Genomic DNA, 25,795 nt, shown 5'->3' on the forward strand with positions numbered 1-25,795 from the left:
CGAGTCATCCGAGACCTCAGGGTCATCCGAGACCTCGGAACCACCCCGTCCGGCCGAGCGCCGGGCGGGGTCTCGTCGTTTGACACCCGCCGAGCGCGCCCGGCTGGCGCGCATCTTCGGTGACGAGCTGCCGTCCACGACCACGGACGAGCGCACTCCCGAGCCCGAATCCGGCCGATCCTCCGATGATTGGCTGCGCTCCCAAGTTCCGCCGCATCACGGCTGAGTCTGCTGCCGCATCGCGGTCGAGTCGCGCTCGCGACGTATTCATACCCGACTATCCGCCGTCGGCCCGAACCTCGGCCCCGGTCAGGTCACCTTCGTTTGATCAGTTTCCGCCCAGCGGAATCCGAAGGGGCCCGTCGTGATTAGCTCCGGGCCCCTTTTGCTATCCGCGACTTTCTCGACATACCTGCGGGTTTGTGTTGATCAGTGGTCGACTCTGTTCGCTCACGTCTCAGAGCCCACTCCTGTGATGTAAAGTGCCCTCCGTCGCTACGCCATAAGAATTTGTGGCCAGTAACACGGCGGCAACAATGTGGCGACAAACTCAACCGGGGATTCGGAAGGGTCCCATTTCAACCTCGGTGGTCGAGGTTGAACTGCTTGAAACCTGATGAGGGGAAGTATGAGCGAGAACCGCACCCACGGTGTGCGTACCGCGGCCCGCTTTGCGGGCGTCGGCGCGGCTGCAGCCGTGGCCATCGGCCTTTTTTCCACTGGTGCCGCTAATGCCGACACCTTCGTGTCGTTGCCGGACGGCCAGAAGGTGAACCCGGCGGGCACCGTCACCATCACCCGGACGGGCGAGCACGCCATTGTGTCGCCGTCACTCGCAGCCAACGGTGCCGGCCGTGTGGTGTGGGTGAGCGGTGTTGCCTCCGCGGTGATCGATACGCCGGACGGCACCGTCGGCCCGAACAACGGCCCGGTCGGCGGCCCCGGCTCGAATAATTCGTCCACGCATGGCACTTCGCAGATCAACACCGGCTACATCGTCGGCTGCCAGATCAGCATCGGCGAGGACGCGATCTCGGCCGGCATCTCCGGCAACGTCAGCCTGAACAGTGCCGGCGTCGGCGGATCGATCGGCGTCAACCTCGGCCCCGGACAGGTGGCGTTCGTGCAGATCGACTCCAAGGACGTGCCGAAGTCGGGCACCTACTCCGTGGAGTACCGGGATGCCGAGATCCAGATCCAGGGTTGCGCGGGTTATGCCCAGGCGCGTGCGTACACGGTCGTCGAGGTCATCGGCGACAACTACTCCAAGACCACCCTGTACGGCCAGCCGTTCAGCATCGGCTGAGTGGTCTCCGCCCGCCAAATCCTTTCTCGCGTAAGCGAATTCAAACTCTGAGGGACAACCAGAAATGAACATCCGTAAGACCGCGGCGCGGGTGGCCGGTGTGGGCGCCGTCGCCACCGCAGCCCTTGGCCTGTTCTCCACCGGTGCGGCGAACGCCGACACCTTCGTGCCGCTGCCGGGCGGCGAAATCACCCAGACCCTCTCCGACGGCACCGTTGTCACGGTGAAGCTGGTCGGCGAGTCCGCCAACATCAGCCCGTCGATGGGTGCCACCCCCGTGCACCGCAACGCCTGGGTCTCGGCGTCGGCGCAGGTCCACATCTCCGGTGACACCACTGCCACCGGCGGCAAGATCTACCCGGGTTACGTGGTGGGCTGCCAGGTCACCATCGATGGCGGCAATGTCAACGGTGGCGCAACCGGCGGTGCCAGCTGGGACAACTCCGGCAATGTCACCCCGCAGGCCGGCGTCAACTCCGGCGCCAACCTGACCCTGGGTCCGGGCCAGGCCAAGTCGTTCTACATCCTCGACGAGGAAATGCCGGATGACTACGGCAAGGAAATCCACAAGACCCGCAACAAGTTCAGTGGTAACGATGGTTCGGTGACCTGGTCGGATGAGACCATCGGCCTGAACGGCTGTGCCGGTTACGCCCAGGCGCGCTCCTTCGTGAGCGTCGAGGTCGAGACCGACAACGTCATCAGCTGGGTCACCCTGTGGGGCCAGCCCTTCAGCCTGGGGTAAAACCCGCTAGCTGGTAATGGCAACGGGCCCGGCGCTTTTCGCGCCGGGCCCGTTTGCTGTATCCCGATCCGATATTGCTATGTCCCCGTTCACATCTCGTGCTTGCCACCGGCGCTGCGCGCGGCCAGCAGGTCCCGGATCTCGGTCAGCAGTTCGGTGTCGGTGACCGGGTCCTCCACGGTGCCCCACAGCTTCTTGGCCCTGCTGTACGGCAGTACCAGGACGAAGTAGAGCAGCGCCGCGATGATCACGAAGTTGATGGCCGCGGTGATGATCGGGCCGACGGCCACATAGGTCGCCGGTTTGTCGGCCACCAGCTGGAAGCCCAGGCCGAGCTGGCTGGTGCCGCCCAATGCGGCGAGCAGCGGGGTGATGATGCCGTCGCTGAACGCGGTGACGATGGCGACGAAGGCGGTACCCATGACCACGGCCACCGCCAGGTCGATGACATTGCCGCGCATCAGGAAATCCTTGAAACCCTTGAGCATTGCGGAAGCTCCTCTACCTGAGGGATCGAACGCAGTAATGGGGGTATACGGGATGCTAGTTCACCCGCGGGCCGGTTCAGTGGAACACGACGGTGAGTGCCGTCCGCAGCGAGGCCGCGGCCACCGCGGCGGCCCGCCGGGAATCCAATGCCACCAGCACGATCCGGTCGGTGCGCCCGCGCGGGTTCTCCGTGCCCGACACCAGCACCACGGCCGCGTCGGCCGCGAGCAGCCGCGCGGGACGCCCGCCGCCGCCCGAGTCCTCGCCGGCCACCACGTCCACTCGGTCCCCGGCCCGCAGGATTTCGGCAACGGCATTGTCCGCCAAGCGAATCGGGACGATGCGCGCATCGGCGGACTGCGCCGCCACCGCCGCCAGCCGCGGCCCCACCACCCGGACCTCGGTGACGATCTCACCCGCCGCCAGCGCGCCCGCCAGGGTGGCTCCGCGCAGCCGTGCGGCCTCCCGCACGGCGCCGGTGGGCAGGGTCGCCGTCTCCCGTGCCGCGACCCGCACATCGCCGTCGCCGAGCACCTGTCCGGGTGGCAGATCCCGGGCGGCGACCAGGACCGGGGTGTGTCCGGCCGCCGGGTCGGCGCGCACGGCCAGAAACCCCGCCAGAACGAGCAGCGCGACCGCCCCGGCCCGCCGCAGTAGCACCGCGTCCGCCCAGATCAGGCGGCTACGGAACTCGTGCAGGATGGCTCGATACGGTCGCGTCATGCGGGGCAGCGTACGGTCGCCCCGGTACCGACAGGCCCGGGCGGAACCCGGGCTGTGGATAACGAAAAGCCTGTGGAGAAACTCGGATCAGGCGGCGGAGGTGCTGGAGCCGCTGGTCGACGCGGCCGAGGTCGAGGAGCTCGAGGCCGTGGAGCTGGAGCTCTCCGAGGAGGTGGACGAGGACTTGGCCGGCTCGGAGGAGGTCGATCCGTTGCGGCTGTCGGTGCGGTAGAACCCGCTGCCCTTGAAGACGATGCCGACCGAGTTGAACAGCTTGCGGAGCTTGCCGTTGCACTGGTCGCAGGTGGTCAGCGCGCCGTCGGAGAAGGACTGCACGATGTCGAACTTGTTGTCGCACTCGGTGCATGCATACGAGTAAGTAGGCATCGGGAAACCTCCACGCTCTTCGTCGAATTAGCACTCTACAGCTGGCAGTGCCAACGCTGCCAATCGGGTGTCAATTCCCGACCCGATCTGCGAGCCGTCGCAGGCCCCCGAGCGGGGTCAGTGCCCACCCCATTCGGTGGTCGTGCGGCTCTTCCGGCAAACGCTCCACGAGTTCGTCGTCACGCACCACCGCGATCAATCGCGCGTCGGCGCGGCAGGCGCTCAGACTTCGATCGTAATAACCGGCCCCGCGCCCCAATCGAACCCCGCGCCGGTCCACCGCCAATGCCGGAACCAGAATCGCCGCGGCCTTCGCGATCCCATTCGCGACCGGCGCGCCTTCCGGTTCCCGAAGTCCGAACCGCCCGCGCCGCAGCCCCGCCGGACCGGTGTACTCGGCCCACTCCAGCGGACCGGGTTCGCCGGTAACCGGCAGCAGCACCCGCGCCCCGGCGGCCCGCAGCGCGTCGAGCATGGCGAGCGAGCCGGGCTCACCGCCGACGGGCACGTAGGCGCACACCCACCCCGCGGCGGCGAGCGCCCCGGCCGCCGCGGCCAGTGCCGCCGCCTCGCGCTCCTGGTCGGCGGCGGGCAGCGCCCTGCGCCGCGCGAGGATCTCCTCGCGCCAGGCGCGCTTGTCCCGCTCGTCGGTCACGCTTCCACCCTAGGACGGGTGGGTCAGCGGTCCGAGCGCGGCCGGGTGAGGGTGAAGGTGTCGACGGCCTTCAGATCGCTGGTCGGCCCGGTGAGGGCGTAGTAGGTGCCGGTGATGGTGGTGTTGCCGCCCGGCTGACCCGGGTCCACGTCGAAAGCGCAGAAACCGTAAGGGTGTTCGGCGTCCTTGAAGGCCGACCAGGGCGCGTCCTCGAGGACGTACACCGGCGCCTTCTTGCCGGTGGCCGGATCCACCTCGCCGACCGCGGTGATGACCCGGCACTTGTCGCCGGGGAAGAACAGCTGATTCGACGGCGAGGAGGTGCCGCCGCCGCCGATCACCAGGTGCACGGTGCCCTCGCTGGTGTCGACGACGTCCTTGCGAGTGTCGGCGGGCCTGGGGGTCAGCGTCTCGGACCCGGTCACCCCGCGCAACGGATGCGAACGCTCGTAATGGTGTTCGTGCCCGCACAGCACCAGATCGACCTGGTATCTGTCGAACAGCGGCAGCCAGTCCTGCCGGATGCCCAGGTCCGCGCCGTTGAACTTGTCGGCCGAGGAGATGGCGACCTGGTGCATGAACACCACCACCCAGTCGATGCCCTTATCGGCCCGAGCCCGGGCCAGTTCGCCCTCCAGCCAGCGCTTCTGGGCGCCGCCCGAGTAGCCCCTGACGTAGGAGTTGCCGCCGTCCTGCAGACAGATGTCGTCATTGGCGACCGCGATCACCCGCACGCCGCCGACGGTGAACGAGTACCAGAGGCCCTTGGCGTGGTCCTCGCTACCGGATTCCGGGACGGTGAAGTAGGTCTGGAACGCCTGGTATCCGATGGGTCCGTTGCCGAGCTCGTTCTCGTGGTTGCCGGGCGCGGGCATCCAGGGCCGGTAGCGGGCGGAGCGAGAGTTGTTGGCCCACCAGTCGTTCCAGGTGCGGATGCGGTCGGTGGCGATATTGGCGTAGCAGAGGTCGCCGTTGACCAGGTTGAACAGCGGGGCCAGCGATTCCACCGCCGAGGTGACGTCGCCGGCGTACTGGGAGCCGAGGTTGTCGTTGAGGGCCTTGCCGTCGACGATCTTGCCGACGGTGGGCGTGCCCTGGTCGCCGAAGCTGGTGAATCGGAACTTGGCGCGGCCCGCGGGCGCGGTGCGGATGGTGCCGAGTTCGGGCGGCGCGCCGTCGTGCCCGGCGGCGTACACGTAGTCGGTGTCGGGGGACAGGCCGGTGATCCGGGCGTGGTGGGCCTGAATCTCGGTGCCGGACTTGGCATCCCGGTAGGTCCGGGTCTCGGCCTGCACGCTCTTGCCGAAGCCGGCGTCGGCGGTGCCGTAGCGCACGGTGGGCTTGGTGACCGATCCGGTGGTGTGCCAGCTGACCACCACCTCGCGGGTGGCGTCGGATCCGAATTGCAGGTGCAGGCCCGCGACCCGGGGCGCGGCCGCGCGGTCGGGGGTGGTCACCAGTTCGGCCGAGCGCGGCCACGCCTCGGAGTTCGATGCGCCGCCGCGCAGCGTGACCGCTCCGCCGGCGCCGACCGCGAGCCCGGCCAGCCCGGCCACCGCGGACGCGCCGAACAGCCGGCGGCGGCTCAGGCCGCGCGCGGCGTCGGGCGAGTTCGCGGCGGATGCGGCCGGGTTGTCCGAGGTGGAATCGGGGCTGTGGGAATCCTCACGATCGGTCATGCGTGTCAGCTAACAACCGTTGGGTACGTGAGAGGTCACAGTGCGGCGAACTTGAAATGAAATGAACAGGTCGGTCTGCCAGTTCCGCTCCGGTCCGGCGTTCGGTGCGCTCCCGGCGCTCCCGCCCCTTAGGCTCTCGGGGATATCGAGGCGGCCCTGAGCCGGTCTCGGGCGTGTGACGGATGGATAGGGTGAATTCATGACAGCTAATGGCGGCGGAGCCGAGTCGTCGAACGGCGGCGCAGCCGAGTCGTGCTTCCGTACCGCGGTGGTTCCCGCGGCGGGGCTCGGCACGAGGTTCCTGCCCGCGACCAAGACGGTGCCCAAGGAGCTGCTGCCGGTGGTCGACACACCGGGCATCGAATTGGTCGCCGCCGAGGCCGCGGAGTCCGGCGCCAACCGGCTGGTGATCGTGACCTCGCCCGGAAAAGACGGTGTGGTCGCACATTTCGTCGAGGATCTGGTGCTGGAGAGCACCCTGGCCGAGCGCGGCAAGTTCCATCTGCTGGAGAAGGTGCGCAAGGCGCCCGCGCTGCTGGACGTGACCTCGGTAGTGCAGGAGGAGCCGCTGGGCCTGGGTCACGCGGTGGCACAGGCGGAATCGGTGCTCGACGCGGACGAGTCCGCCATCGCGGTGCTGCTGCCCGACGACCTCGTGCTGCCCGGCGGCGTGCTCGAGCTGATGGCCAAGGTGCGCAGCACCTACGGCGGCTCGGTGCTGTGCGCCATCGACGTGCCGAAGGAAGAGGTCAGTGCCTACGGCGTTTTCGACGTCGAGGAGCTGCCCGGCGGCCCGCAGGACGTGCTCAAGGTCAACGGCATGGTGGAGAAGCCCGCCATCGCCGACGCCCCGTCGACCTTCACCGCGGCCGGGCGATACCTGTTGGACCGCGCCATCTTCGACGCGCTGCGCCGCATCACCCCCGGCGCGGGCGGTGAGCTGCAACTGACCGACGCCATCGCGCTGCTGATCGCCGAGGGTCACCCGGTACACGTCGTGGTGCATCGTGGGTCGCGACACGATCTGGGGAACCCGGGCGGTTATCTTCGAGCAGCGGTCGATTTCGCTCTGGAACGCGAGGAATACGGTCCCGCCCTGCGGGAGTGGCTCGAGCAGCGGCTCGGGTCCGGCTGGAATCCCCAGCTGACCTCGTACGAATAGCCGCAACGGGCAGAAGTGAAGGACAGGCGCCGGGGTCGCGTGGGCGGCCCGGCGGGCGACACGTCGACGGCGGCGGGCGAGACAACGGAAGGGCGGCATGCGCTCGGTTGAGGATCAGCAGATCAAGGTGACCGCTGCGGCCGTGGCCCCGCGGCCGGTCCGGGTCGCGATCAGCGAGGCCCAGGGACTGCTGTGTGCCGAGGACGTGGTGACCGAGCGGCCGCTGCCGGGCTTCGATCAGGCCGCGATCGACGGATACGCCGTGCGCAGTGTGGATGTGGCCGGCGCGGGCGCGAATATCCGTGACGAGGACGGTAATTCGGTGCACCTGAGCCTGCCGGTGGTGGGTGAGGTGGCCGCCGGATCGCGGCAGCCGATCCGGCTGCAGCCGCGCCAGACCGTGCGCGTGGACACCGGCGCGCCGCTGCCCACCCTCGCCGATGCCGTGCTGCCGCTGGAGAACACCGACGGCGGCCGGGCCCGGGTGAAGGTCTACGAGTCGGTGCGCTCCGGTGACTACGTGCGCCGCATCGGCGACGATGTGCAGCCCGGCGATCTGGCCGTGCGCGCGGGCACCATCATCGGCCCGGCCCAGGTGGGTCTGCTGGCCGCGGTGGGCAAGGACAAGGTGCTGGTGCATCCGCGGCCGCGGCTGTCGGTGCTGTCGGTCGGCGGCGAGCTGGTCGACATCGACCGCACCCCCGGACCGGGGCAGGTCTACGACGTGAACTCCTACGCGCTGGCCGCCGCCGCGCGCGACGCGGGCGCGGACGTGAACCGGGTCGGCATCGTCAGCTCCGATCCCAAGCGGCTGCGAGATGTGGTGGAGGGCCAGCTGGTTCGCTCCGAGGTGGTCGTGATCGCGGGCGCGGTCGGCGGCTGGGCGTCGGAGCAGGTGCGCGAGGCCCTCGAGGGTCTGGGCGAGCTGGAGATCACCCGGGTGGGCATGCATCCGGGCTCGGTGCAGGGTTTCGGCCTGCTGGGCCGCGATGAGGTGCCGACCTTCCTGCTGCCGTCGAATCCGGTTGGCGCGCTGGTGGTTTTCGAAGTCATGGTGCGTCCGTTGATCCGGATCGCGCTGGGCCGCCGCCATCCCATGCGGCGCATGGTGCGGGCGCGCACCATCCTGCCGATCGCCTCGATTCCGGGCCGGCGCGGGTATCTGCGCGCGCAGCTCATGCGCGACGAGCAGACCGGCGACTACCTGGTGCAGCCGCTGGGCGGCCCGAACGGGGCGTCCTCGCATCTGCTGGCGACCATGGCGGAGGCCAACAGCCTCATCGTGATCGATCCCGAGGTCACCGAGGTGCGCACCGGTGACGAGGTGCAGGTCGCGTTCCTTGCGCAGCGAGGGTGAGGCGTGGAGATGAATGTCTTCCGGACCGCCCAGCATCCGGGCTGGCCGGCCCATCTGGGGCCGGTGCGGGTCGCCGCGGGCATCGTCACGCTGCGTCCGATCCGTTTGCGTGATGCCTCCGCCTGGAGCCGGATTCGCATCCGGGACAGGGATTATCTGGAGAAGTGGGAGCCGACCGGCCGCGGCCCGTGGGAGGCGCGCAACCACTCGAGCAATTGGCCCGCGCTGTGGTCGGCGCTGAAGGCCGAGGCCCGGCGCGGCGCCATGATCCCGTTGGTCATCGAGGTCGACGGCGTGTTCAGCGGGCAGCTCACGGTGGGCAATATCGTGCGCGGCGCATTGCGTTCGGCGTGGATCGGCTACTGGGTGTCGAGCGAGCTGAGCGGGCAGGGCGTGGCCACCGCGGCGCTGGCACTGGGGCTGGACCACTGCTTCGGTGAGGTGGGCCTGCATCGGGTGGAGGCCACGGTGCGGCCGGAAAACCTTGCCAGCCAGGCGGTTCTGCGCAATGTCGGCTTCCGCGAGGAGGGCCTGCTGGAGCGCTACCTGGATGTCGACGGGGCCTGGCGCGATCACCTGCTGGTCGGCATGACGGTCGAAGAGGTCTCAGGAACGGTGGTGGACAGGCTGATTCGCGCCGGACGCGCCGCCAGAGACTGATAACTCGCTGTGTATTTCGGCGGCCCGATTACCGCCTCTGCCTGCGGCTCACCAGAATTGCCCCGCCGAATCGGGTTTCCGGGGCCCGACCCGGAGAACGACCGAGGGGTCGGCTGTTACTAGTGTTACTTGTGTGGTCGGCGCGCCTGTGGGGAATTACCCCGGTGTGGAATTAACCTACGGGTTCCGGTGGTGCGTCTGGGTACCCACCGGTAGGCGCTGCGGTGCACGTCGAAGGGACTATGAGCTGGGCGGGACGGAGGTGTGACAGCAATGCCGAATTCGATCTTGTGGATCGGTTTGGTGGTGCTCTGGGTCTTCGTCCTGTTTCCGATGCTGGCCAACCGCCATCCTCGTATACGGCAGCACACCGACGCCGCGCTCTCCACGCGGATCCTGCATCGCGGTGGTGCCGCACAGCGCACCAGGAAAGGTCCGGCGACCGGACATGACACCGACCCGGATTACGTGCCGGTTCGCAGAAAGCTTCAGCACCCGAGCGAGGATCCGGAGGATCGGATGACCAGATCGGACGACGCAGCTGCATCGGACGAGAAGGAAGTCGACACCGAGGCTGCGCCCATCGCCGAAGCGCAGACGCCGCCCGCCGAAGTGCCCGGGCCCGAGGGGGATTCGGCCGACGGTGTCGAGGCGGTGGATATCGCGGCCGAATCCGAATCCGAGTCCGAGCCGGCCGAGTCCGAGACGCTCCCCGAAACCGCCACGGCCGAGGGCGAACCCGAGAACGATGGGGCGGTGGCAGACGACGCCGACCGCGAGGCCGAGCGCGAAGAACGGCGGGAGGCGCCCCAGCGCGCCCGCACCCCCGCGCTGCGCGAGCCCGATCCGGCACCGGAACCGGAACTCGAATCCGAGGACGAGGACGCGGATTTCGTGCCGTCCCGCCGTGGCCGCGGCGGTTTCGATCCCGAGGCCGACGCCGCCGCCCGGGCGGCCCGCTACACCTTCCGTCAGCGCGCCGTGCTGGGCCTGGTGCTGTTCACCCTCATCCTGGCCGCCGCCGGTCTCGCCGTCTCGGCGGTGCTGTGGTGGCTGTGCGCCCTGTCCGGCACGGTCCTGGTGGCGTACCTGGGTTACCTACGCAGACAGGTCCGCATCGAGGAGGACATCCGCCGCCGCCGCGCCGCCCGCCTGGCCCGCAAGCGCGCCGAGGACGACGAGGACGACGAAGAGGAGTCGCGCCGCCGCGAACGCCCACGCCCGGATCGCGAGCAGACTCGTACCCAGCTGCGCCGGGCGGTCCTGGTCGAATCCGATGACGAGGACCCGCTGTTCGAGCATCTGGAGCTGTTCGATGCCGCCGCCGCCCGCGCCACCCGCCAGCGCGCTGCCGGCGCCCGCGAACGCCGCGTGGTGGGCGAGTAGACCTACCGGACACAGTGTGAGGGCTCCCCGAGCGATCGGGGAGCCTTTTTGCTGTGCGGGCAAAGTCGTGCCGTGCGGGCAAAGCCCCGCCTTAATAGGTTTTTACTATTTCAGAAAGATTGCATTCCTATCGAATTCGCGGCGGTGAGCGCGGACATCGAAAAGGCCCGGCACTCGGCCGGGCCCTTTCGACGATGCGGAGTAGCGCTGTGACGATGCGGACGCTATTCGGTGTCGGGCATTCGCCCGGCAAGCGGAATCTGGCGCTCGATGAGTTCGGCGAGCGTCCGCAGTTTGGCCGCGAATTCGCGGGCCGCGACCGGATGGTCGGTGGAGCCCTTGACCACCTTCTGGGTGAGCGCGGTGAGGCGCGACTCCACCGAGCTGAACAGATCGGGTGTCTGCGCCTGCTCTTCGATGAGGTCGCCGCGCAGCCACGCCCGCAGCCGCTGCACCACTGTGGCCTCGTCGTAATCGTCGGGCAGCACCGCGACCGCTTCGCGCAGCTTGCCCGCGGTGACCTTCACGTCGGCGGCCAGTGTGGTGTAGACGGTGACCGCCGCGTCCTCGCCGTGGGCTGCGGCCACCGGTAGCAGCTCGCGGATCTGTCCCTCGTTGATGGCGGGCGCGAGCGGGTGCAGGCGGGAGGCCAGCGGCCAGGCCCGGATCAGCTTGTGCGCGTAGGACCGCTGCATGTCCCACCGCTTCTCGACGTACTCGTCGAAGGTGGCGTGATCGGCGCGGTAGAGGCGCCCGTCGCGCACGATCTGCAGGGCGCGCCCGGCGGTCCAGAAGGCCACCCGCAGCGCGTCGATGGAGGACTCGCAGAGCTCGAGCTGATCGGCTTCGGTCCGGCTGAGCGGTCCCTCGCCACCCGCACTGGGCAGCGGCAGGTCTAGCACGCTCGGCGCGGGCTCGACCTCCGGCGGGGCGGCCGCCCGGACCGGTGCGGGTCCGGGCGGTGCCGAAGCGGCCGGGGCGGCAACCGGTTCGGGTGCGGTCGCCACGGGTTCGGGCGGTGCCGGGGCGGGTGCGGCCGTCTCCCGAGCCGGTGTCGACTGCGCTGGTTCCGGTGCGGATATCGCCGAGTCCGCCTCCGGCTGTGCGGGTTTGGCGGGCGCCATGAGCACGGTGGTCGCGGCCTGGGACAGCTTCGGGGTTCGCGGCCATTTGGCGTCGCGCAGCGGCGAGACCGGGGGAGTGTGCTCGGCCTCGTCGGCGAGCGGGTTGCGGCCCAGGCCCCCGCCGATGGAACTCTTGCGGCGCTGGGGCGGCATCAGGCCGACACCTCCGCCGGCATGCGACCGGACTGCGCGGCCTCCAGATAGGGCTGTATCAATTCGTCACCGACGGAACGGTATTCGCCGAGATCCTCGATCGGATTCTCGGCGCCGTCGCCGACTTCACCGTCGGCGGCTTCGCGGTACCACTTCCAGGCGCTCACATAGGATTCGAATACGTCGTATTCGGCGTCCTCCAGATTGGCGCGCTGCGTGCGGTATTCGGTGGAGACATTGACGCCGTTCTTCATGGTGACCGGAACCTTGGTCATGAGCACCCGCACCCGAATGGCCTTTTCGTGTTCGGCGGCCGCCTCTTCCGCGGCGCGATAGGTACTGGGCACGCGTTTGACCTCCGACGGGCTGACGCTGGTGACGAGAACGAGCTCATCGCTCACCGTGACGGCGGCCTTGAAGATGTCGGCCGATTCGCCGCCGGCGTCGACGATGATCACGTCGTAGTTCGCGGAATTGTCGGTGATGCAGTCGTTCACGTGCCGGGACGGGAAGGCGAGCAATTCGAAGGGAATGCCGACCTCGGCCCGCTGTAGCCGCCGATACCAGGAGTAACCGGTCTGGCTGAGCGGGTCGGCGTCGATCACGAGCACCCGAAGTTCGTGCACCGTGGCGAAATACGAGGCGAGAAAGAAGGCGGAGGTCGTTTTACCCACGCCGCCCTTGAGATTCCCCAGTGTGACAACCAGGGGCTCGGGAAGATTCGGTAGCGCACCGGATTTGGTCATCGATCATCCTCCTGATGATGGGGAGGGCTGTTTTTCCGTCGATCAGTCTCACACGGTCGCGCGTCCGGGCTCGTGAAGGCTCGCGCGATGTCGTCGAATTCGATGAAAATTGGCTGTGTCCAATTGGACACAGCCGTCAATGGTTACTGTTTCGTTATCGATAACACGCATGTCACTTGTTGCACCCCGTGCAATTCGGGCGAAATATGCACTCTCGGATCTGCTGCAGGACCGAAGAGTTCGAGTGTGATGGACGGAAACCGAATAGCTTTCACGGCTTGATCGGAGGACGACCGCTCATGGAAACCAACGGTGATAGACAGAAGGTTCGAGTGCTACCGCGGCTGAGCCTGCGGACCCTGGCGACAGGAGTCCTCGGCGCGGCAGCCTTCGGAGCAGCCCTGCTGTTCACAGCGGGCCACGCGCACGCAGCGCCGGTCTCGGTCCCCGGTATCGGGGAGATCGAGATTCCCACCGAGATCAAGATTCCCACCGAGATCGCGACCCAGTTCGGCCTCGCTTCCGTGCCGAGTGTGGATATCACGCTGCCGGGCGTGGATATCGCACCGCCGGGCGTGGATATCGCGCCGCAGCCCGCGGTCGGCGAGACCTCCGCCGTCGGCTGGGCGGATGCCTCGCGCATGGTCGGGATTCCGGGACATATCACTATCGCCCCGGCCGACCCCGTACCGGATCAGATTCCGGTCCAGGCGCTTTCGCCCATACCGCTGTACCCCGGGATTCCGGCTCCAGAATCCCGCTCGGTGGTGGTGGCCGGTCTCGGCACCTTCGCGGTGCCCAGCAGCCTGCCCCCGCTGGTCGGAATCCCCGGCGTGACCGATCCCGCGGCGCCCCGTGCGCCGGTACCCGCGGCCATGCCGAAGAAGACCGTCGGCGAACGCGCCGTGGAGGCCGCCCGCACCAAGCTCGGCGCGACCTACGTCATGGGGGGTAATGGCCCGGATACCTTCGACTGCTCGGGTTTGGTGCAGTGGTCGTATCGTGAGGCCGGAGTCGAAGTGCCGCGTACCAGTTATTCGCAGCTGGCCGCCGGAACGCCGGTGTCGGTGGACGATCTGCAACCGGGTGATCTGGTCTCCTATTACGGCGGCGGCCATTCCGCTCTGTATCTCGGTGACGGAAAGGTCATCCACGCCAGCGACTACGGTTCCGGCGTGAAGGTCTCACCGCTGACCACCATGCCGATGGCCGGAGCCAGACGCTTCTGATCAGGACCACCCGACCGCGGACGCGCGGCCGAGGAAGTCCGGATACCCGATCCCGCCGGTGCCCGCCCACAACTGCTGGGCCATGACCGGCAGCCGGGCCCGCAGCGGAGCGACGATCTGCTCCGGAGCCAGGGCGGCAGGATCATCGCACCAGAGGAAGAGCATGGAGCCACGCAACAGCGGGCGATCGGAATCGGGCAGTCGCTGCCCGTTCACGAAAAGCCCCGGGTCCCAGGCCCACAGCAGTTCCGGCGGAGCGTTGAGCGCCGCGGCCGGCCCGCCGGTCGTGAAGTACGTGGGCGTGAAGGCCGCATTGAGGATGGGATGCCCGTCCCGGGTGAAGTCGGCGGGTGTGCGACCGCCGGGCAGCCACGGCAGCCCACCGGCGCCGGCCGACCAGTACTGCACCACCAGTTCGGGTTTCGGTGTCAGGACTCCAGGATGGTCGAAGCCGTCGTTCCAGACCCGCGGCGTCTTGCCGAGCGATTCGACGAGATCCGCTGCCCAGTTGGCGAAGTCGATGATGATATCGCCGGGTGCGGCTCCCGGGCCGAAAGTCCGTGTGGCGTAGTCACCCAGCTGGGGATAACGCGTGTAGTCGGAAATGTACTCGTCACAGCCCAGGTGCCAGTAGTGCCCGGGAAACAGAGGTACGAACTCGTGCAGAATGTCGCTGATCAATTGGCGCGCAGCGGGATTGGTGAGATCGATCTTGCCGCCGACACCGCCGCCGATCGCGCTGTCCAGCACCGCGTCCTGCGGTGTGGTGCGGGCCGGGCGCAGGACCAGGTCCTGATGCTGGGCCAGGATGGCGTTCATGTGGCTGGGCATGTCGATTTCGGGCACGATATCGATACCGAAAGACTGTGCATAGGAGACAATTTCGCGAATATCGTCGGCGCTGTAGTGCTCGGGCGAGGTGATCTCCGGGTGCATGACGCTCGCCAGCCGGAAGCCCTGCGAGTCCGACAGATGCAGCTGCACCAGGTTCATCCGGAGGTACGCGGCGTCGCGGATGCGGGCCTTCACCCAGTCGACGGGAAAGAACTCGCGCCCGGTGTCGAGCATGAGCCCGCGCTCGCTGTAGTCCGGCCGGTCCTCGGCGACGCCGCGGGGCAGGGCGCTGGTCTGTCGCAGCCATTGCAGGGCGGTCTGGGTGCCGTGCACGATGCCGGTCGGGCTGTCGGCGGTAATGGTGAGCCGATCGGCGACGGCGATGCGATACGACTCCGAGACCGGGTCGTCGATATCGCCTGTGCGCAGCACGATATCGCCCGGCCGGTCGCTACCCGTGGTCAGGGAGATCGGTTTTCCCGCCCGGATCAGGTCCTCGGCAAGGTGTTCCGCGATTTCGGTGGAGCCGGCGTCGGCGATAATGCGGGGTTCGGAGCCGAGTATGAATTCGGGCTCGTCCGATCCGGTCGGCGTCCAATGCTGAATACTCGGGACGGTTACTGGAAGTTGTTGTGCTGCAACAGAATCCGCGTGAATCACGGAGATATGGACGAAAGTCCAGGAGGTTGCCAGCGCGAGACCGGCGGCGAGGCGGTGGCAATGGCGACTGGGGCGAATCGAAATCCCGGGCACGGCCACAATTGAACCCTTCGGGCCCCTGATACGTCATACGATGCTGGGATTTACCGGCCGACATGGACGAGGTACGACATGGGGATCAGGAAATCCGCTGCGCTCGCCGGCGCGATGCTCGCCTGCGCGGCGCTGTCGTCTTTCGCCGCGGCGCCGGCCTCGGCCGCGCCGGTCTGTCCCGGCGCGGGACAGCCGACCGCGGTGGTGGCCGCGCTCCCGGGTGCCGCGCTCGAGGGGCTGACCATCGACCCCGCCGGGCGAGCGTTCGTCACCGATCTGGTCAGCGGGCAGGTCTTCCGCATCGACGCGCCAGGTGCGCCCGCGGTGCCGATCGCCAAGGTGCCCAGTGGCGGGGCGGGCGCGCTGGCCTGGCTGCCGGACGGCCGGCTGCTGGTCGGCTACGGCGCGGATCCCCGGGTGTTCGTGGGTGATGCGTTGCGGCAGGCCGGGATCGTCACCGTCGACCCGGACACCGGGGCTGTGGCTCCCTTCGCGACGGGTCTCTCGGCGGCCGACGGCATGGACGTGGCGCACGACGGAACCGTCTATGCCACCAATGATTTCGGTTCCCTGGTGGGCCGGGTGGTGCCGAACGGTGTGGTGCAGCCGAACTGGGCGAGCTTCCCCAGCGCCAATGGCGCGGTGCTCGACCCGGACGACTCGTACCTCTACGTGTCGCGCACCTTCGTGAACCCGGGCGTGAGCCGGATCCCCACCAATGCCCCGTGGGCCCCGCAGTCGCTGCTGGACCTGTCCGGCGGTGACTTGCTCGCCGCGCCCGACGGGCTGACGCTGGATTCGCTGGAACGCCCGGTGCTGCCGTTCAATTCGTCCGGTCAGGTGGTCCGTATCGACGCGCCGGGGCAGTACTGCGTGCTCGGCTCCGGACCACAGCTGACCAGTGAGGTGCAGTACGGCCGTGGCGGCCAGGGCTTCTCGGCCGGGCGGCTGTTCGGCATCACCTTCAGCGGGATGGTCTACGAGATCCCCGGCGGCTTCGACTCGGATGCCCGGACCGCGACGTCCTGACCGACCGGTTCGGTCAATAGCCCGACGATCATGGCGATGATGCTGTCCCGGGCGTCGGCGCGCTCGGCCGCGGTGGGCAGGTCCTGGCGTTCGTAGTCGGCGAGTAGGGCGAACATGACGGTGGTCATGGCCTGCAGCCGGTATCGGCGCTGCGCCGGGGTGATGTCGGGCATGGCGCGGTAGAGCCGCGCCACCAGGACTCGTGTTGCGGACCAGCGCTTCTCGTGCAGGTTCGGTCCGGTCACGGCGGGATGCGCGCGCGCCTGCTCGAGGAATCGCGCGTAGTGCGTCGACCCCTCGGCGTAGGGCACGTCGAACATGGGCCGCACCAGAATGGCGACCAGCGCGGCCACGCTGTCCGGTGCGCCCGTGGCCTCGTGCTCGGCCAGCAGTTCGGTGCGCCGGGATTCCAGTGCAGGTTGATGCCGTTCGATGATGGCCGCGATGAGCCCGTCCCGGGAGCCGAAGTGGTAATGCACCGCGGAGTTGTTGCGCTGTCCCGCCGCCACCGCGATATCGCGCAGGGCGGCGTCCGGTCCGCGTTCGGCGATGGTGCGCTCACCGGCGAGCAGGATCAGCTCGCGCGCGTCAGGACTGTTCACCGGGGTCACTATAGGGCGGGGCCGGGCTGTAGCGATTTCCCGGTTCGCGGCGAAACGGTACTATCGTGCCCCTTCGGCATGTACCGCCCCGTACCGGGCGGACGCAGGCGGCGATGACGGTGGTGATGTTCGATGACGCGACGGTATTTCCGGTCGCGCCGGGCCACGGTGGACCTCGCGCTGGTGGTGCCGCTGAGCGGTCCCGCGGGCATCTTCGGGCCGTCCTGTGAGGCCTGTGCGTCGCTCGCCGTGGAGGACGTCAATGCCGTCGGCGGCATTCTGGGCCGGCCGGTCCGGCTGCACCCCGTGGACGCCGGTGCGCCGCTGCCGGTGCTGGCCGCGCAGATCGACCGGATGGTGAGCCTGGGCATGATCGACGGGGTGGTCGGCTGGCACCTGTCCAATGCCCGCAAGGTGATCACGCCGCACACCGCGGGCCGGGTGCCCTACGTCTACACCACCTTCTACGAGGGCGGGGAGGATTCCGACGGCGTCTACATGGTGGGGGAGACGCCCGACCACCAATTGTTCCCCGCGCTGCGCTGGTTCCGCTCCGAGCTGGGGGTGCGGCGCTGGTGCGTCGTCGGCAACGATTACGTGTGGCCGCGTGAAACATCCAGGGCCACTTGGGAATTCGTCCGCAGCACCGATATCGACGTGGTCGGCGAGGTGTTCGTCCCGCTGGGCGGCCGCGATTTCACCGCTGCCCTGAACCTGATCCGGCGCTCGCCCGCGCAGGGGGTGCTGGTGTTCATGGTCGGCGCGGACTGCGCGGCCTTCAATCAGGCGTTCGCGGCAGCCGGGCTGGACGACGGGCGGCTGCGGCTGAGCATGATGATCGGCGAGGACGTGCTGTACGCGGGCGGTCCGGACAGCGCGCGCGGATTGTTCACGGCCTGTGGCTATTTCGAGAGTCTGGTGTCACACGAGGGTATGGCGTTCGGCGGCCGTTACACGGCCCGTTACGGGCAGCTGGCCCCGGCGCTGAACAATATCGGCGAATCCTGCTACGAGGGCCTGCTGCTGTTCGCCTCGCTGGCGGAGGCGGCGCGCAGCCTGGATGTGCGGGTCATCGAGCGCGAATCGGCGCGGGTGAGTTACGGGGGTCCGCGCGGCGAGGTACGGGTGCGCGGGGCGCACACGACACAGCCGGTGTACCTGGCGGGGACGGATGTCATGGACTTCAGCGTGATCGCCGATCTGACCGGGCTCTGAATCGGCTGTCCTCGTCCGCCGTTCGCCCCCGGGCAGCTCGTTCGAATGAGGGCGAACGCTACGTTGCGTTCACAGCGATGGCAATGAGGAGATGCCGTCATGAACAGGATAACGGCTGCGGGTGAGTCCCGCGACGGTGTCCGCGGCCGTGGGCTACCTGCAGGAGCAGGCGCTGATCCGGCGGGACCGGGATCCGGGCAGTCGTCGCGACCGCTATGTGATCGACGAATCCGCCTGGTACCGAGCCACTCTCGCGGGTGCGCGTACCAACGAGCGACTGGCCGCCATGGCGCGCGACGGCGCCGACGCACTGGGTTCGGCCACGCCCGCCGGGGTGCGGCTGCTGGACATGAGCGAGTATCTCGAGCGGGTGGGCCTGGATATGGTCCGCTCCGCCGAACGCTGGCGCGCACACCTGGCCCGGTGAGTGGCAATTGGCCCGGTGAACCGCAATCGAGGCCTGCCGGTCGAGCCGCAATCGAATCCGGCCCGGTAGCCGGCCTAGAGCGCGGGTGCTCCGGGTGGTGCGCCGCGAAATGGATTCGCGACGGCAATTCCCGGGAATCTGTGGTGAATGCGATCCACATACCGGCGCACCGTGGAGAGTTCGGCACTGATCGACTGCCGGGCTTCGAGGGTGGGTGCGGTCTGCAATCGCCGGGTCAGTTTGACTACATGCCTTTCCAATTCGTCCAGGAAGATGCGGGCCTGAGCTAACTCGGGATCCTCGCCGGCGTCGGGATTGTCGAATCCCCTGTACTGCATATCGCGGAAGTATTCCACGCAGCCGGGCTCCGCGTCGCGCAAATGGATTGCGTCTAGGTCGAATTCGCGGCGCGCAGGAATGCGTGCGCCGCATCGAATACCCCGGCGGGGTCTTCGAGCTGCGGCCAGTGCCCGATCCGGTCCAGGCTCACCACATCCGGGTCGGCGACCAGTTCGCGGTAGCGGGCCACCATGTGCGCACCGGAGTTCGGGTCGAGCGGGCCGTTGATCAGCCGCATCGGAATCTCCTTGCGCAGCAGCGGTTCGACCCAGCGGTCGCGGTAGGTGGTGCGCTCGGCCACGAAGCGACCGACCAGATGATTGACGAAGCGGCCGTTGCCGTAGAACAGCACCTCCTGCAGTGTCCGCATCTCGTCGTCGGTGGGCTTGGTGTCCGGGCCGAACACCTCGCGCACCGCGGGCGCGATGACCCCGCCGGTCATGAGCGGGCCCACCAGGTGACCGAGGGGTGTGCCCAGTAGTTTCTGCACCAGGCGCGGGCGATACGCCTCCACGAACAGCCCGCCGTTGAGGAACACCACGGCCCGGATGTCGGCCGCCGCGGTGCCGTCGAGGCGGCGGGCCAGCAGCTCCTGCGCCACGCTCACGCCGAGATCGTGTGCCAGCAGCAGGGTTTCGCCGATGCCGAGCCGCCGCAGCAGGGCCTCGTGCATATCGGCGTGCTCGAGCACGCTGTAGTGATGGCGAATGGGCTTGTCGGAGAAGCCCATCCCGAGCATGTCGGGCGCGATCACGTCGTAGTGGGCGGTCAGATCCGGCCAGATGCGATGCCAGTCGTAGGAGTTGAAGGGATAGCCGTGGATCAACAGCAGCGTCGGTCCCTTCCCCTCCCGGATGTAGAAGATCCGATGCCCGTCGAAGTCGAAGTAGCTCCCCCTCGACATCCACTCCGTGAGTTCCGCTCGCATTTCCGTCTCCCGCCCATCGTCGGTATACCGATCGTTCTCATCCTGCCGCATCCTCTGCTGATCCACCACGTGTGCGCACGCCGACACGGCATCGAGTAGCCTCGCCAAGCGAGCTGCCCCGGCGCGATCACGCAATGCCCGTGTATCGGCCCGGGGTGTTCGGATCCCCGCACCGCCCCCGACAGGAATTCGAATGGCCATCAGTTACCTGGAATCGATCATCGTCGGCGCGCTCCAGGGGGTGAGTGAGCTCTTCCCGGTATCCAGCCTGGGCCACAGCATCCTGCTGCCCGCCTGGGTCGGCGGTAAATGGGCCGACGATCTGAGCATGTCCGCGAAGGACTCCCCGTATCTGGCGCTGCTGGTGGCCATGCACGTCGCCACCGCGCTCGCCCTGGTGATCTTCTTCTGGCGGGACTGGGTGCGCATCGTTCAGGGGCTGTGGGATGTGGCGCTGACACGCCAAATACGAACGCCCGAAGCGAGATTGGGCGTATTGCTGGTGATCGCCACGATTCCGGTCGGCCTGGCCGGCCTGCTGCTGGAGAAGGCGGTCCGCAACTATCTCGGCACGCCTGTTCCGACATCGATCTTCCTGGCGATCAACGGCTTCGTGCTGCTGTCGGCCGAGCTCATGCGCAAGCGTGAACACGAACCCGAGTTCCAGCTCGCCAGCCCCACCGGCCGCACCGGCGACCTCTCCATGGAGGACACCGTCGTGCTCCCGATGACCGACCCGGCCCGCGCCTCCGATGTCCGGCTGTCCCGCCTCGGCATGCGCGACGCCACCCTGATCGGCGCCGCGCAGATCGCCGCCCTCTTCCCCGGTATCAGCCGGTCCGGCAGCACCATCGTCGCGGGCCTGTTCAAGGGCATGCGTCACGAGGACGCCGCCCGCTTCGCCTTCCTGCTGGCCACGCCGGTGATCCTGGCGGCGGGCGTGCTGAAGATGCCGGAGCTTTTCAAGCACGAGAACCACGCCATCCTCGGCCCGGCCTTCGCGGGCAGTGTGGTCGCGGGTGTCCTCTCCTATATCTCGGTCAAGTTCCTCACGGCCTACTTCGAGACCAAGACCCTGACCCCGTTCGCCATCTACTGCCTGGTCGCAGGCCTGGGCAGCCTGGTCTGGTTCACCATCCGCTGAGCCGGAACCGGCGAGCTCCTTCGGAAACGAGCATGCGCTGGGGCCGCACCCTTCCGGGTGCGCCCCAGCGCATGCTCGTTTCGCCGGTGGGTCAGTGCGTGACCGTGGTGGTCGGCGGTGTCGTGGTGGTCACCGGGGGAGTGGTGGTGACCGGAACCGTCGTGGTGGTCACCGGCGGGGTGGTCGTGACCGGCGGCGTGGTCGTCGCCGGGGTAGCCGCGTCCGGGGTGACCGTGGTGGTCGGCGGCGTCGTCGTGGTGGCGGGCGTCGTCGTGCCCGGGGTGGTGGTTCCGGCGGCCGGTGTCGTGGAACCGGTTGCGGGAGTGGTGGTTCCGGACGTGGCGCTCTTCGGCGCCGCGGCCAGCACGTTGGGGGCGGTGGTGGGGGTCGGGGTCAGCGTCTTCGGGTTCAGCTGGCCGGCCTGGGCCTCCTTGGCGAGCTCGGTGAGCCACGCGGCGGCGTACTCCGCGGAGGTCAGGGGCTTGCCGTTGTCCGGGTTGGAATCCCGCCAGTAGTCGAAGTGGTGACCGGTGCCGTTGGGGCCGAGGGTCAGGTTGTACGGGTCGTTCAGGAGCACCGGGATGGTGTTCTGGTTGGTGGTGATCAGACCGACGACCTCGTTGAAGACCTTCTGCGGCAGGTACGCCAGCGGTGACATGGTCTCGGCCTGAATCGAATCCGCGGCCACCGGGGTCGGGTTGTCCTGATTCGGCTTGTAGCCCGGCTGCGAGACCTTGAGCAGGACGTCGAGGAAGGTCTCCTTGCTCGTCCACCAGCCCGGGTTGTGCGCGATGTCGGCGAAGGCGTCACCGGCGATCTTTCCCAGCACCATCGCGACATCGATGCCCGTGGTGGGGGTGAGGCCGTCGCTCTGCATCTGGTCGGCATTGATCTGGCGGCCGACATTGATGGCCAGCTGGAGCAACGAGATGTTCTTCGGCGCGGCGCAGGTGAGGTCGCCGTCGGAGCAGAAGGAGGCGATCCGGCCGTTCAGTGCGCCGAAGTCACCGGACTGGTCCGGCAGTGCGCCCTGACCGCCGGCGACGTCCTTGCCGGTCTGATAGCTCTGGTTGAAGTTGTCGGGATGGCTGGGGTCCTTCGCACCCGGGAACGGACCCTCACCCGCTGTCCGGCCCGAGTCGGCGAGAATGACGACACCGGCCACATTGCCCGGATCGACGATCCCGTACTTGCCGTCCGCCCCGGCGCTCTGGTGCCCGACATCCATGGCGACCCGGCGCGCGACGTCCGCGCCCTCGCTGTAGCCCACGATGGCGTACTTGGTGTTGGGGCAGGCCGCGGAGATGTCGCGCATCACCTGCTCGGTGTTGGCGACACCGGTGTTCACGGCGTCCTCGTAGCTGTTCAGGTTCGCCGGATAGGAGACGTACACGGCCCAGTACGAATTGGAGTCGACCGATCCGCCGGGCGCGTTCACCACCGGATCCACCCAGTGGCTCTGGTAGTCGTCCGACAGGGCCGCGGGCAGCTCGTTGCCATTGGCGTCGACCAGCATCTTCGTGGTGCCCTGTTGCGGCGAGTCGTTGCGCCCGGCCACCGAGATGGTCACCATGTCGTGACATTCCGTGACCGAGGCCTTCAGCGCCGGATCGGCCTGCTTCGAGTCCGGCGACGACGTGATCGCGAACGTGGCCGCGACCGCTACCGCCACGCCCAGCGTCGCCGGCGCCGCCACCGCCGACGCGATCTTATGTCGTTTCATGAAGCCACGAATATCCATGCCCGAATCCCCATCTCACCCCGACAAGTGAACTGTCAGGCCCTGCGCGCGTCCGGGCCGTCTACCACCGGAGACGTCGTCACAGGAGATTCGAACGTTACTTGATCGAATGAGTCGTTATCGCACCAGGACCTGGGCCGGGGCCCGGCGCAGGTCCTGGAGCAGCGAAAACGTGGTCACCCGCACCCGGTTCCGGCGGACCGGTCGGGTACGGGTGACGGGTGTGATCCCGGCGTTACCGGTTGGGACTAGGGCGCGTAGCGGAGGATCGCCGCGGCGTGTGCGCCGTCGGGAATGTCGTCGCCGCGGACGGCCAGCACGCGGCCATTGGAAAGGAGCACGCGCCTGGAGATTTCGTCGAGGACGCCCGGGGCCTCGCCGTCTCCGGTGGCGGCGGCGAGTGCGCCGTCCTGGGTCACGGCGCCGGGAACCGACGCGTCGATATCGACGAAGAGGGTGTGCACGATGCCGTAGGTGGCGGCGCGGGCGATGTCGGAGAGATCGATGACGCCGCGGCCGTCGCTGCGGCGCTTCTCGAATTCGCTTCGGACATCGGCCAATTCGGCGGCGTAGTGCTGATCGAGCAACTGCCGGGCGCGGGCTGCGAGGTCGCCGTCGGAGAGGTGCTCGGGATTGCCGGGGATGCCCGCGGCCAGCAGCAGCGGGTAGCTGTCGACCGAGCGGTACAGCGAATCCGTCGGTTCGGCGGCAGCCAGGATGAGCGGGATGTCGTGACCGGCCAGCACCGGCCGCAGCGCCTGGTCCACGGCCCGGCAGAACTGCCGCACCCGCACCTTGCGGCCCTCGCTGCCCTGCAGGCGGCCGTGCGGGCTGCGGCCCAGCGGCGGCAGATCCAGGTACTTGTTCAGATCGGTCGGGAGTCCGGCGACCGCCACCTCCGCGGCCGGACCCTCGGCCGCGACCTCCACCAGCCGCACCGCGTTCTCGGACAGGGCCAGCACGAAGGCGGTTTGCGGGAAGGTCACCGCCCGCAGCAGCGGCTTGATGTAGAAGCGGTCGCCGAGGGTGGCGCCGGGTTCGAGCCGGTTGGGCAGGCGGTAGGTGCGCATGCCCTCGGGTGTGGCGTGCACGGCCAGGGTGCGGGACTGGAAGCGCCAGTAGTCCTCGTCGTCGACGAGGTCGGCGAAGGCGTCGGTCAGGGTGATCCGGGCCTGCTTGTCGGTGACCCGGTCGAGCACCTCTTTCGCCTGGTTCTCGAAGGCCACCCGGTTCTTGTCCGGGGTCGGGGTGTCCGCCTCGGTCGGGGTGTAGACGGATACGCACCACGGTCCGGTGGTCGACGCCAGCGCCAGAATCTCGCCGCGCGTGGGGATATCTGTATGCAGCATGCTCACCCTCCACGAAGTCGATTTCTTCTGCCCAGTCCAAGGTAGCTGACACGTTGCTACGTCTGGACCGGGCCCGCATCGCCCATGTCGGCCGGGCCCCGATGGGCCGGGTCGATCAGGCCCCGATGGGCTTGCCGAAGAAGGAGGCGAAGGTCTCGCCCAGGGTGTCGCCGAGGGTCTGCAGCTCGCCCGGGGTGCCGAGCATGGACGGCATGTCGGTGATGGAGCAACCCGGTTGCGCCGCAACGCCGTTCAGCCGATCGAAGAGCCACATGAGCGCGGCGGGGCCGCCGGTGACCTCGGCCAGGATGTGCTCGCTGGCCCAGTCCCGGGTGTAGGTCACCTGCGCGTCGGGTTGCTGGCAGTAGGTGTCGACCAGCTGGTTGGTCGAGGGCAGCGGGAGGATCTCGTCCCAGTGCGAGTGCCAGATGAACAGCGGCATCTCCGGCAGGCTCTTACCCAGACGAGTGTCCTCGAGCATGGCCTGCACCGCCGGTTCCTGGAGCGGGTCGGGCGAATTGATCATGCCGGTGATGTTCAGGAACGGCAGCAACGCCGTCTGGTACTGCACGCAGAACGGGGCCTTCAGCGTTCGCAGCAACTGCCCGAGCGGATTGAGCTTCTGATCGAGCAGGGTGTTGAAGTCCGGGTACTCGCGCGACAAACCCAGCACCGCGCCGAGCACCAGGCCCGCGGTCGCCTGGTTGTTGGCCATGAGCAGGGTCGCGCCCAGATCCGCGCCGGTGCCGCCGGAGGCCGCGCCAACGATATTCAGTTCCGGCGCATAGGTTTTGCGCAGTTCGGCGGCGTGCGTGGTGGGCATCGATCCACCCGAGTAGCCGTAGAGGGCCACCGGTGCGCCCGTGCCGACCTCGAGCGGCGCGAAGGAGGTGGCGGCGCGAATGCCGTCGAGGGTGATGCGGCCGCCCAGCGGGCCCGCCGCATAGGCCGAATTCGGTCCCTCGTGATCGGGGATCACCACCGCGAAGCCCTTCTGCAGCGCGGCCTGCGCGAACAGGAACTCGGCCGGCGCGACGATCTGCCCGACGAACGGCGCGGCCGAAAGATGTTGCAGCGCATAGGAGGGACTGCAGTATCCCTGGGTCGAGTCCTCGGCGATCTGCACCGAGAGCAGCTTGCGCGGCGCCGGCGCGACCCCGCGCGGCTTGATCAGGGTGGCCACCGCCGGGATCGCCTCGTCGCGACCGTTGTTGGAGCGGTAGGAGACCTGCCAGGCATCCACATTGAGCGGGATCAGGCCGAAGTTGGCGAGGTTGACCTGCCGGGCGGCGATGATCTCACCGGGCGCGGCGGCCGCGACCACGTCGGCGGGCGGCTGGTAGAAGCCCGGATCGAGTTCCGGTGGCAGCGGCAGGATCTGCGCCGGCTGAATCGAGGGCAGGACCGGCGCTGCGGGATCGGCCGGCGCCGGTCCCGCGGTCAGCCCCGTCACCACCAGCGCACTGATGGACATCGTCCCGAGCCGCAGTAACCGCCCGGTCAATCGTCTGGTCTTCATCGACCCACTTCCTCACCCTGATCCCCATTGTGAGACTATCCAGTCTCAATATTGCCGAGCTCACTTTGCCACAGCTGTGACCCGGCTCGCAATATGCGCGCGTGGCGGAATCGG

The 25,795-nt window shown here is 68.2% G+C and carries 26 protein-coding genes; 12 read left to right on the forward strand and 14 right to left on the reverse strand.

The genetic code is table 11. The features are described 5' to 3' along the window. Positions 1 to 79: 79 nt before the first annotated feature. From ACFXKA_RS07150 to ACFXKA_RS07160, 3 genes are all read left to right on the forward strand, one after another. On the forward strand, positions 80 to 226 hold the full coding sequence (locus tag ACFXKA_RS07150; protein WP_379397343.1) for a hypothetical protein: 147 nt from the start codon (positions 80 to 82) through the stop codon (positions 224 to 226). A gap of 402 nt (positions 227 to 628) precedes the next feature. Continuing rightward, positions 629 to 1,306: an MspA family porin gene (locus ACFXKA_RS07155; RefSeq protein ID WP_379426459.1), complete on the forward strand. Its 678-nt coding sequence runs from the start codon at positions 629 to 631 to the stop codon at positions 1,304 to 1,306. A 64-nt stretch (positions 1,307 to 1,370) separates the two neighbouring features. After that, positions 1,371 to 2,051 carry an MspA family porin gene (locus ACFXKA_RS07160; RefSeq protein WP_379426460.1) on the forward strand — a complete coding sequence of 227 codons (681 nt, stop codon included), beginning with the start codon at positions 1,371 to 1,373 and terminating at the stop codon, positions 2,049 to 2,051. An 89-nt stretch (positions 2,052 to 2,140) separates the two neighbouring features. On the opposite strand, the gene mscL is transcribed toward ACFXKA_RS07160, so the two are convergent. The 5 genes from mscL to ACFXKA_RS07185 all read right to left on the reverse strand — a co-directional run bounded on the left by mscL (position 2,141) and on the right by ACFXKA_RS07185 (position 5,984). Further along, a complete protein-coding gene (mscL, locus tag ACFXKA_RS07165; protein WP_379426461.1) occupies positions 2,141 to 2,539 on the reverse strand; it encodes a large conductance mechanosensitive channel protein MscL in 399 nt (132 codons plus the stop codon). Between the two features lie 76 nt (positions 2,540 to 2,615). Next, positions 2,616 to 3,263, reverse strand: coding sequence for an SAF domain-containing protein (locus tag ACFXKA_RS07170; protein ID WP_379426462.1), 648 nt, complete (start codon positions 3,261 to 3,263; stop codon positions 2,616 to 2,618). A gap of 87 nt (positions 3,264 to 3,350) precedes the next feature. Beyond that, positions 3,351 to 3,650 (reverse strand): FmdB family zinc ribbon protein, encoded by a 300-nt coding sequence (locus tag ACFXKA_RS07175; RefSeq protein ID WP_379426463.1) that lies wholly within the window; start codon positions 3,648 to 3,650, stop codon positions 3,351 to 3,353. Positions 3,651 to 3,720: 70 nt separating this feature from the next. Then, positions 3,721 to 4,305, reverse strand: coding sequence for a 5-formyltetrahydrofolate cyclo-ligase (locus ACFXKA_RS07180; protein ID WP_379426464.1), 585 nt, complete (start codon positions 4,303 to 4,305; stop codon positions 3,721 to 3,723). Between the two features lie 23 nt (positions 4,306 to 4,328). Then, positions 4,329 to 5,984, reverse strand: a complete 1,656-nt coding sequence (locus ACFXKA_RS07185; protein WP_379426465.1) for a purple acid phosphatase family protein — start codon at positions 5,982 to 5,984, stop codon at positions 4,329 to 4,331. A 199-nt stretch (positions 5,985 to 6,183) separates the two neighbouring features. On the opposite strand from ACFXKA_RS07185, the gene ACFXKA_RS07190 reads away from it, so the two are divergent. The 4 genes from ACFXKA_RS07190 to glpR all read left to right on the forward strand — a co-directional run bounded on the left by ACFXKA_RS07190 (position 6,184) and on the right by glpR (position 10,549). After that, positions 6,184 to 7,146 (forward strand): UTP--glucose-1-phosphate uridylyltransferase, encoded by a 963-nt coding sequence (locus tag ACFXKA_RS07190; protein WP_364614446.1) that lies wholly within the window; start codon positions 6,184 to 6,186, stop codon positions 7,144 to 7,146. A 97-nt stretch (positions 7,147 to 7,243) separates the two neighbouring features. After that, complete coding sequence (gene glp / locus ACFXKA_RS07195) at positions 7,244 to 8,503, forward strand: gephyrin-like molybdotransferase Glp (protein ID WP_364614449.1); 1,260 nt, start codon at positions 7,244 to 7,246, stop codon at positions 8,501 to 8,503. 9 nt (positions 8,504 to 8,512) lie between these two features. After that, positions 8,513 to 9,163: a GNAT family N-acetyltransferase gene (locus ACFXKA_RS07200; RefSeq protein WP_379426466.1), complete on the forward strand. Its 651-nt coding sequence runs from the start codon at positions 8,513 to 8,515 to the stop codon at positions 9,161 to 9,163. A 273-nt stretch (positions 9,164 to 9,436) separates the two neighbouring features. Continuing rightward, positions 9,437 to 10,549 carry a gephyrin-like molybdotransferase receptor GlpR gene (gene glpR / locus ACFXKA_RS07205; RefSeq protein WP_379426467.1) on the forward strand — a complete coding sequence of 371 codons (1,113 nt, stop codon included), beginning with the start codon at positions 9,437 to 9,439 and terminating at the stop codon, positions 10,547 to 10,549. 224 nt (positions 10,550 to 10,773) lie between these two features. Here glpR and ACFXKA_RS07210 read toward each other — a convergent pair whose 3' ends face one another. Both ACFXKA_RS07210 and ACFXKA_RS07215 read right to left on the reverse strand, forming a co-directional pair. Beyond that, entirely contained in the window at positions 10,774 to 11,826 is a 1,053-nt protein-coding gene (locus ACFXKA_RS07210) for a hypothetical protein (protein WP_379426468.1), read from the reverse strand. Next, complete coding sequence (locus ACFXKA_RS07215) at positions 11,826 to 12,572, reverse strand: ParA family protein (protein ID WP_354836243.1); 747 nt, start codon at positions 12,570 to 12,572, stop codon at positions 11,826 to 11,828. The genes ACFXKA_RS07210 and ACFXKA_RS07215 overlap by 1 nt, the downstream gene beginning before the upstream one ends. Positions 12,573 to 12,871: 299 nt before the next feature. On the opposite strand from ACFXKA_RS07215, the gene ACFXKA_RS07220 reads away from it, so the two are divergent. Further along, positions 12,872 to 13,801, forward strand: coding sequence for a C40 family peptidase (locus ACFXKA_RS07220; RefSeq protein WP_379426469.1), 930 nt, complete (start codon positions 12,872 to 12,874; stop codon positions 13,799 to 13,801). Here ACFXKA_RS07220 and ACFXKA_RS07225 read toward each other — a convergent pair whose 3' ends face one another. Then, on the reverse strand, positions 13,802 to 15,388 hold the full coding sequence (locus tag ACFXKA_RS07225) for a family 20 glycosylhydrolase (protein ID WP_379426470.1): 1,587 nt from the start codon (positions 15,386 to 15,388) through the stop codon (positions 13,802 to 13,804). A 78-nt stretch (positions 15,389 to 15,466) separates the two neighbouring features. Between ACFXKA_RS07225 and ACFXKA_RS07230 the strand changes: the two genes are divergently transcribed. After that, positions 15,467 to 16,417 carry an SMP-30/gluconolactonase/LRE family protein gene (locus ACFXKA_RS07230; protein ID WP_379426471.1) on the forward strand — a complete coding sequence of 317 codons (951 nt, stop codon included), beginning with the start codon at positions 15,467 to 15,469 and terminating at the stop codon, positions 16,415 to 16,417. Here ACFXKA_RS07230 and ACFXKA_RS07235 read toward each other — a convergent pair. Continuing rightward, the gene (locus tag ACFXKA_RS07235) at positions 16,366 to 17,019 is read right to left on the reverse strand and encodes a TetR family transcriptional regulator (RefSeq protein WP_379426472.1); all 654 of its coding nucleotides are present in this window, start codon (positions 17,017 to 17,019) and stop codon (positions 16,366 to 16,368) included. The genes ACFXKA_RS07230 and ACFXKA_RS07235 overlap by 52 nt on opposite strands. Positions 17,020 to 17,151: 132 nt before the next feature. Here ACFXKA_RS07235 and ACFXKA_RS07240 point away from each other — a divergent pair, with 132 nt between their 5' ends. Together ACFXKA_RS07240 and ACFXKA_RS07245 are read left to right on the forward strand one after the other, a co-directional pair. After that, the gene (locus ACFXKA_RS07240) at positions 17,152 to 18,234 is read left to right on the forward strand and encodes a substrate-binding domain-containing protein (RefSeq protein WP_379426473.1); all 1,083 of its coding nucleotides are present in this window, start codon (positions 17,152 to 17,154) and stop codon (positions 18,232 to 18,234) included. 121 nt (positions 18,235 to 18,355) lie between these two features. Further along, positions 18,356 to 18,661, forward strand: coding sequence for a hypothetical protein (locus tag ACFXKA_RS07245; RefSeq protein WP_379426474.1), 306 nt, complete (start codon positions 18,356 to 18,358; stop codon positions 18,659 to 18,661). Between the two features lie 74 nt (positions 18,662 to 18,735). Here ACFXKA_RS07245 and ACFXKA_RS07250 read toward each other — a convergent pair whose 3' ends face one another. Then, positions 18,736 to 18,999 (reverse strand): hypothetical protein, encoded by a 264-nt coding sequence (locus ACFXKA_RS07250; protein ID WP_379426475.1) that lies wholly within the window; start codon positions 18,997 to 18,999, stop codon positions 18,736 to 18,738. Between the two features lie 53 nt (positions 19,000 to 19,052). Next, positions 19,053 to 19,928, reverse strand: a complete 876-nt coding sequence (locus tag ACFXKA_RS07255; protein WP_379426476.1) for an alpha/beta fold hydrolase — start codon at positions 19,926 to 19,928, stop codon at positions 19,053 to 19,055. A 187-nt stretch (positions 19,929 to 20,115) separates the two neighbouring features. On the opposite strand from ACFXKA_RS07255, the gene ACFXKA_RS07260 reads away from it, so the two are divergent. Continuing rightward, on the forward strand, positions 20,116 to 21,072 hold the full coding sequence (locus ACFXKA_RS07260) for an undecaprenyl-diphosphate phosphatase (RefSeq protein WP_354836557.1): 957 nt from the start codon (positions 20,116 to 20,118) through the stop codon (positions 21,070 to 21,072). Positions 21,073 to 21,163: 91 nt separating this feature from the next. On the opposite strand, the gene ACFXKA_RS07265 is transcribed toward ACFXKA_RS07260, so the two are convergent. From ACFXKA_RS07265 to ACFXKA_RS07275, 3 genes are all read right to left on the reverse strand, one after another. Continuing rightward, positions 21,164 to 22,813 carry a cutinase family protein gene (locus ACFXKA_RS07265; protein WP_379426477.1) on the reverse strand — a complete coding sequence of 550 codons (1,650 nt, stop codon included), beginning with the start codon at positions 22,811 to 22,813 and terminating at the stop codon, positions 21,164 to 21,166. A gap of 248 nt (positions 22,814 to 23,061) precedes the next feature. Continuing rightward, positions 23,062 to 24,162 (reverse strand): hypothetical protein, encoded by a 1,101-nt coding sequence (locus ACFXKA_RS07270; protein ID WP_379426478.1) that lies wholly within the window; start codon positions 24,160 to 24,162, stop codon positions 23,062 to 23,064. Positions 24,163 to 24,277: 115 nt separating this feature from the next. Beyond that, a complete protein-coding gene (locus tag ACFXKA_RS07275; protein ID WP_379426479.1) occupies positions 24,278 to 25,681 on the reverse strand; it encodes a lipase family protein in 1,404 nt (467 codons plus the stop codon). Between the last annotated feature and the right edge of the window lie 114 nt (positions 25,682 to 25,795).

The organism is Nocardia sp. NPDC059228 (genome assembly GCF_042754245.1).
Lineage (GTDB): Bacteria > Actinomycetota > Actinomycetes > Mycobacteriales > Mycobacteriaceae > Nocardia.

Excerpts from the sequence above, each read along its gene's own strand:
- ACFXKA_RS07155 (WP_379426459.1), top strand. The coding sequence starts at position 629 with ATGAGCGAGAACCGCACCCACGGTGTGCGTACCGCGGCCCGCTTTGCG.
- ACFXKA_RS07160 (WP_379426460.1), top strand. The coding sequence starts at position 1,371 with ATGAACATCCGTAAGACCGCGGCGCGGGTGGCCGGTGTGGGCGCCGTC.
- mscL (WP_379426461.1), bottom strand. The coding sequence starts at position 2,539 with ATGCTCAAGGGTTTCAAGGATTTCCTGATGCGCGGCAATGTCATCGAC.
- ACFXKA_RS07170 (WP_379426462.1), bottom strand. The coding sequence starts at position 3,263 with ATGACGCGACCGTATCGAGCCATCCTGCACGAGTTCCGTAGCCGCCTG.
- ACFXKA_RS07175 (WP_379426463.1), bottom strand. The coding sequence starts at position 3,650 with ATGCCTACTTACTCGTATGCATGCACCGAGTGCGACAACAAGTTCGAC.
- ACFXKA_RS07185 (WP_379426465.1), bottom strand. The coding sequence starts at position 5,984 with ATGACCGATCGTGAGGATTCCCACAGCCCCGATTCCACCTCGGACAAC.
- ACFXKA_RS07190 (WP_364614446.1), top strand. The coding sequence starts at position 6,184 with ATGACAGCTAATGGCGGCGGAGCCGAGTCGTCGAACGGCGGCGCAGCC.
- glp (WP_364614449.1), top strand. The coding sequence starts at position 7,244 with ATGCGCTCGGTTGAGGATCAGCAGATCAAGGTGACCGCTGCGGCCGTG.
- ACFXKA_RS07200 (WP_379426466.1), top strand. The coding sequence starts at position 8,513 with ATGAATGTCTTCCGGACCGCCCAGCATCCGGGCTGGCCGGCCCATCTG.
- glpR (WP_379426467.1), top strand. The coding sequence starts at position 9,437 with ATGCCGAATTCGATCTTGTGGATCGGTTTGGTGGTGCTCTGGGTCTTC.
- ACFXKA_RS07210 (WP_379426468.1), bottom strand. The coding sequence starts at position 11,826 with ATGCCGCCCCAGCGCCGCAAGAGTTCCATCGGCGGGGGCCTGGGCCGC.
- ACFXKA_RS07215 (WP_354836243.1), bottom strand. The coding sequence starts at position 12,572 with ATGACCAAATCCGGTGCGCTACCGAATCTTCCCGAGCCCCTGGTTGTC.
- ACFXKA_RS07220 (WP_379426469.1), top strand. The coding sequence starts at position 12,872 with ATGGAAACCAACGGTGATAGACAGAAGGTTCGAGTGCTACCGCGGCTG.
- ACFXKA_RS07230 (WP_379426471.1), top strand. The coding sequence starts at position 15,467 with ATGGGGATCAGGAAATCCGCTGCGCTCGCCGGCGCGATGCTCGCCTGC.
- ACFXKA_RS07240 (WP_379426473.1), top strand. The coding sequence starts at position 17,152 with ATGACGCGACGGTATTTCCGGTCGCGCCGGGCCACGGTGGACCTCGCG.
- ACFXKA_RS07250 (WP_379426475.1), bottom strand. The coding sequence starts at position 18,999 with ATGCAGTACAGGGGATTCGACAATCCCGACGCCGGCGAGGATCCCGAG.
- ACFXKA_RS07255 (WP_379426476.1), bottom strand. The coding sequence starts at position 19,928 with ATGCGAGCGGAACTCACGGAGTGGATGTCGAGGGGGAGCTACTTCGAC.
- ACFXKA_RS07265 (WP_379426477.1), bottom strand. The coding sequence starts at position 22,813 with ATGGATATTCGTGGCTTCATGAAACGACATAAGATCGCGTCGGCGGTG.
- ACFXKA_RS07270 (WP_379426478.1), bottom strand. The coding sequence starts at position 24,162 with ATGCTGCATACAGATATCCCCACGCGCGGCGAGATTCTGGCGCTGGCG.
- ACFXKA_RS07275 (WP_379426479.1), bottom strand. The coding sequence starts at position 25,681 with ATGAAGACCAGACGATTGACCGGGCGGTTACTGCGGCTCGGGACGATG.